Origin of the sequence: Promineifilum sp. (SeqCode), assembly GCF_041918635.1 — a bacterium.
Classification (GTDB): Bacteria; Chloroflexota; Anaerolineae; order Promineifilales; family Promineifilaceae; genus Promineifilum.
Map to the genome: position 1 here is coordinate 1 of NZ_JAYRVJ010000061.1, position 5,415 is coordinate 5,415.

Annotated in this window: 4 protein-coding genes and 1 pseudogene; 1 reads left to right on the forward strand and 4 read right to left on the reverse strand. The window is 67.8% G+C overall.

Features of this window, described 5'->3' with window-relative positions:
* The 4 genes and pseudogenes from scpA to ACE3UY_RS01970 all read right to left on the reverse strand — a co-directional run.
* Positions 1–1,746: methylmalonyl-CoA mutase (gene scpA, locus ACE3UY_RS01955; RefSeq protein WP_374685868.1), on the reverse strand; the 1,746-nt coding region annotated here is incomplete at its 3' end.
* A gap of 12 nt (positions 1,747–1,758) precedes the next feature.
* Positions 1,759–1,899 (reverse strand): annotated as a pseudogene (locus ACE3UY_RS01960) (transcriptional regulator); the annotation flags it as partial.
* Positions 1,900–1,939: 40 nt separating this feature from the next.
* Positions 1,940–2,176 carry a DUF2283 domain-containing protein gene (locus ACE3UY_RS01965; RefSeq protein WP_374685869.1) on the reverse strand — a complete coding sequence of 79 codons (237 nt, stop codon included), beginning with the start codon at positions 2,174–2,176 and terminating at the stop codon, positions 1,940–1,942.
* 4 nt (positions 2,177–2,180) lie between these two features.
* On the reverse strand, positions 2,181–4,424 hold the full coding sequence (locus ACE3UY_RS01970; protein ID WP_374685870.1) for a methylmalonyl-CoA mutase family protein: 2,244 nt from the start codon (positions 4,422–4,424) through the stop codon (positions 2,181–2,183).
* 241 nt (positions 4,425–4,665) lie between these two features.
* Here ACE3UY_RS01970 and ACE3UY_RS01975 point away from each other — a divergent pair.
* The coding region (locus ACE3UY_RS01975; RefSeq protein ID WP_374685871.1) for an adenylate/guanylate cyclase domain-containing protein at positions 4,666–5,415 on the forward strand (750 nt) is incomplete at its 3' end.

Consider the following 5,415-nt stretch of genomic DNA (forward strand, 5'->3'; position numbering starts at 1 on the left):
CTGACGCACGCGGGTGATCTCCTCTTCCTCGCCATACTCCGACCGGTAGACGCCGGTAATGGAACGAATCACGGCCTTGTGCCTCCCCCAGACGCTCTCCAGCGCGCCCGAAATCTCGCCCAGCGTGGCCCGCGCCCGCGCCGCCTCGACCGCCAGCTCCAGCAGGTTGCCTTCGCCGGTGACCGCGGCCTGCCGCAGGCCGTCCAGCACGTGTTGCACGGTGTCGTCGTCCCGCTCGGCCCGCAGTGCGGCCAGCCGCGCCACCTGCTGCTCGCGCACGGCGGTGTTGTCCACCTCCAGGATGTCGATTGGCTCCTCGCGCGACAGCCGGTACTTGTTGACGCCGACGATGGTCTCCTGCTTGGAGTCGATGCGCGCCTGGCGGCGGGCTGCGGCCTCCTCGATGCGCATCTTGGGCAGTCCCGTCTCCAGCGCCTTGGCCATGCCGCCCAGCCCGTCGATCTCCTGGATGTGGCTCCAGGCGCGGCGCACCAGTTCGTCCGTCAGCGTCTCCACCAGGTAGGAGCCGCCCCACGGATCGACCATCTGGGTGATGCCCGTCTCGTGTTGCAGGTAGAGTTGCGTGTTGCGGGCGATGCGCGCCGAGAAGTCGGTCGGCAGGGCGATGGCCTCGTCCAGCGCGTTGGTGTGCAGCGATTGGGTGTGGCCCAGCACGGCGGCCATCGCCTCCAGGCAGGTGCGAGCGACGTTGTTGAACGGGTCTTGCTCGGTCAGGCTCCAGCCGCTCGTCTGGCAGTGGGTGCGCAGGGCCATGGACTTCGGCTCGCGCGGGTTGAACTGCTTGATGAGCTTGGCCCACAGCAGCCGGCCGGCGCGCATCTTGGCGATCTCCATGAAGTAGTTCATGCCGATGGCCCAAAAGAAGGAGAGGCGCGGCGCGAAGTCGTCAATGTTCAGGCCCGCCCGCAGACCGGTGCGCACGTACTCCAGCCCATCGGCCAGGGTGTAGCCGAGTTCGATGTCGGCCGTGGCCCCCGCCTCCTGCATGTGGTAGCCGGAGATACTGATGCTGTTGAACTTGGGCATCTCCCGCGCCGTGTAGGCGAAGATGTCGCCGATGATGCGCATCGATGGCTCGGGCGGGTAGATGTAGGTGTTGCGCACCATGTACTCTTTGAGGATGTCGTTCTGGATCGTCCCGGTCAGTTGGCTGTGGCTGACGCCCTGCTCCTCGGCGGCGACGATGTAGAAGGCCATGACCGGCAGCACCGCGCCATTCATCGTCATGGAGACCGACATCTTGTCCAGCGGGATGCGGTCGAACAGGATTTGCATGTCGCGCAGCGAGCTGATGGCCACGCCCGCCTTGCCCACGTCGCCGACGACGCGCGGGTGGTCGCTGTCGTAGCCGCGGTGGGTCGCCAGGTCGAAGGCGACAGAGAGGCCGCGCTGCCCGCCGGCCAGGTTGCGGCGGTAGAAGGCGTTGCTCTCCTCGGCTGTGGAGAAGCCGGCGTACTGGCGCACCGTCCAGGGGCGGACGACGTACATAGCCGGATAGGGGCCGCGCAGGTAGGGCGGCAGGCCGGCCACGTAGTCGAGGTGCTCCATGCCAGCCAGATCGCCGGCGGTGTAGAGCGGCCGGACGTCGATCTGCTCCATCGTCCGCCACAGGAAGTCGCCCGCCGGGCGGCCGGTTTCGCGCTCTAGCGCGGCTTGCCAGCCAGCGAGGGAGGAGCGAGGGTAGTCGGATTTGAGGTTGATCTGAGTGAAGTCAGGTTGGTTCATGGCGTTTTTAGCCTAGTCGGCGGCTGCGTACACTTTTACTTCTCGTTCCAGCCGCCCTCTCAGGCGATCCTTCTCAAGTTCCAGGTCATAGCGCGACTGCAAATTCATCCAGAAGCGCTCTGACAGGCCGAAATAGCGCGACAGGCGTAGCGCGCCCGTATGAACGGGTGGAAGAAGCGAAACCGCGTCCATGTTAGCCATTCGCGGGTTGAAGGTGAGCGGCGATGGGCAACTCAAACCACTCGCGCCGCAGCAACCGGCTGGAGAAGAAGAGAACTTCCAGGTTTTCAATCTCACCTGTCGTGGGGTTCATACGCGCGATTACATCGTCGCCCATTTCCTCGCTTTCCTGTTCTGGATAGGAAGCGAGCGTATCGATGTAAAAGATATCGGCTTCGCGGTCGTATTTGAAACTCAGCTTCGCTTCCATTCCTCTACCCCTCTGCAATCTTATCCAGTAACCAGTTGTTCACCGCCACCACATCCGCCCCCAAATAGATGAACTCATCTATCCCCGCCGCTCGCAAGGCGTCCAGCTGCTCCGCCGGCCGGCCGGCCAGCAGGACGACGGTCTCGGGCGACTCAGCCTTGATCGCGGCCACCAGCGGCGGCGCGAGTTCGGGATAGGTCTCGTCGGTGGAGCAGATGACGACGGCCGGCGCGCCGGAGTCCAGCGCCGCGGCGGCTGCCTCTGCGGGCGTCTTGAAGCCGTTGTTGGTGAGCACCTGGAAGCCACCGACCTCGAAGAAGCCCTGGGTGAAGTCGGCGCGCGCTTTGTGCTGGCGCGGCGGGCCGAGGTTGGCGAGGAAGAGGCGCGGTGGTTTCCCCCTCTCCCCATCCCTCTCCCGAAGGGCGAGGGGGTCTGACTCCCTCGCCCCATCTCTCTCCCGAAGGATGAGGGGGTCTGACTCCCTCGCCCCCTGGGAGAGGGTTGGGGAGAGGGCTCTTGCTCGCAGCGCCTCAAACGGCTCCGATGCCCGCCCCAGCGGCAGCGGCACGATAGTCGGTCGCGCCTCGTCGCGCACGCGTAGCGTCCGCGTGATCTCGCTCAGCGTCGCCCCGGCCTCGGCCGCGGCGATGGCCGTCTCGACCATCTCCTCCGGCGCGGCCGACAGCATCTGCGACAGCCGCTCCAGAGCGATCTGGTGCACCGTCGGATCATCATCGTGCGTGCGGTAGTGGGCCATCTGCGCCGCCCGCTCGCGGTACAGCGCCTCATAGTCGGTGGCGTCGGCCGGCAACGGCGTTTCGGTCGCGTTGGCGTACTGGTTGGTTCCGGCCAGCACGTCGCGCCGCTTGGCCAGGTTGGCGGCGCGCTTCTCGGCCACGGCAGCCACAGCCGCCTGGACGAAACCGCTCTGCAACGCGGCGGCCATCCCGCCTCGCCGCTCCACCTCCTGGAACAGCGCCCACGCCTCGCGAGCCAGCGCCTCGGTCAGCGCCTCCACGGCGTAGGCCCCGCCGGCCGGGTCGATGACCTCGGTCAGGTGCGCCTCCTCTTGCAGGATGACCTGCACGTTGCGGGCGATGCGGCGCGAGAACTCGTCCGGCGGGCGCAGCGGCTCGTCGAACGGGGCGACGTGCAGGCTGTCCACGCCGCCGACGGCCGCGGCCAGCGCCTCCGTCGTCACGCGCAGCAGGTTGACGTAGGGGTCGGTGGTCGTCTTGTTGCGGCGGGCAGTGCGGGCATGCAGGTGAAGCCGTTGCGCCTCTTCATCCCCGCCGAAGGCGGCGGCAGCCTGCGCCCAGAGCAGCCGGACGGCGCGCAGCTTGGCGACCTCCATGAAGAAGTGGCCGCCCACGGCGAAATCGAAGCGCACGTGGCGCGCGGCGACGGCGATGTCCACGCCCCGTTCGGCCAGGGCGCGCACGTAGGCCACGGCCGTCGCCAGCCCAAAGGCCAACTCCTGCACCGCGTTGCCGCCGGCGTTGTGGTAGGGGTAGGTGTGGACGGCGATCGTTCCCAGGCGCGGCGCGTACTCGTCGGCCCAGCGCGTGAGCTGGGCCATCTCGTCGTAGGCGCGCGGCAGCGACAGGGGCAGCGTTCCCTCGTGGGCCAACGCGCCCAGCGGATCATCCTCCAGGCAGCCGTGTAGATCGGCCACTGGCCGGCCGGCCCGCCGCAGATGGGCCGCCAGTAACGCCAGCAGCGGCAGCGCGACCGTGCCCGCGCGGACGAACAGCGGCGTGGCCGACAGGTCAACCCCCTTCAGCGCCGCCGCCACGTCCTCGACCGTCGCCAGCGAGACGCCGCCGCGCCCTACCTCCCCCAGCCGGGCCGCGTCGGGGTCTTTGCCGGCGCGGGTCGGGCCGTCGAGCAGCAGGTTCACGGCCGTCTGGCCGTGCTCCAGGTCGGAGCGCAGGGCGCGGTTGAAAGCCGCCGGGCTGCCATAGGGCAATTCCTGGGCGATGGCCCACGGTTGGGCCAGGTAGCCGGCGGCCCGGCTGCCGCGGACGTAAGGCGCTTGGCCCGGCAGCGTGTGGGCCGCGGTGAACTCCTCGGCGTCCTCGCGCCGGTACATGGGTTGGATGGGAATGCCCTCATAGCTGGGCGTCACCAGCTTCTCGAACGGCTTGCCGCCGAGCGATTCGACGGCCGCCGCCCGCCATTCGTCGTGGTCGGGGATGGGGAACTCATCTTGGAAGGACGGACGGCCGTCCCGATCGGTATCTGCCATAGGTCACACTCTCTCGGCCGGCGCGCGCCAAGGGGCGCGGCGCGGCGCAACTCTGGCAATAGTACCTCAGCCGGCGGGTCGTGTCAGGTGACTTGTGTCATGTTCGCGCGCGGCGAAAGTCACATCTTGTGGCGCAGGTTTCTTAATCTGTGGGCCGAGCACAGGATAAGAATCCTGCGCTACAGTGGGCGACAGTTCTCCCTGCTATAATCGAGTTGGCGGGGCGGGCGAGGAAGCGATAATGGCAGCGAGAGACGAACAGATCGCGCAACTGCGGGCGGCCATCGCGGCGTTCGAGGCCCAGCGGCCGGCCCTGGGCGAGGCGGTGGTGGAGGCCGGGCTTGGCCCGCTCCACGAGCGGCTATCTGCGCTTCTGGCCCAAGCCGCCGAACCTCAACGTAAGATGGCGACGATGCTCTTCATGGACATCGTCGATCACACCCGGCTGGTGCGCGACCTCGACCCCGAAGAGACGATGGCCCTGATGGATCCCGCGGTCGCCCGGCTGGCCGAGCCTATCCGTCAGTTTGGCGGGCGCATTGCCCGTTATCAGGGAGATGGCTTCAAGGCCATCTTTGGCCTGCCGGCCGCCCAAGAGGACGATCCTGAGAGCGCTGTCCGCGCCGCGTTGGCGATTCAGGAGGTCGCCCGCGCTATCGTTGATGAGTGGGCGGCCGGCGGGACGCCGGCGATCCATTCGGCCGCCGGGATCGCCGGCGTCCCGCTGGCCCGCTTCCAGGTGCGGATCGGCATTGACACCGGCCTCGTCTTCGCCGGCGGGCTGACTGAAGGCATCGACACGGTCACTGGTATGCCCGTCAACCTGGCTGCCCGGTTGGAAGCGGCGGCCGAGCCGGGGACGATCCTCATCTCCCATAACACGTACCGCCACGTGCGCGGCATCTTCGACGTGCAGCCGCGCGACCCCATCCTCGTCAAGGGCGTAGACGGGCCGGTACAGACCTACATCGTGCGTCGGGCCAAGCCGCGC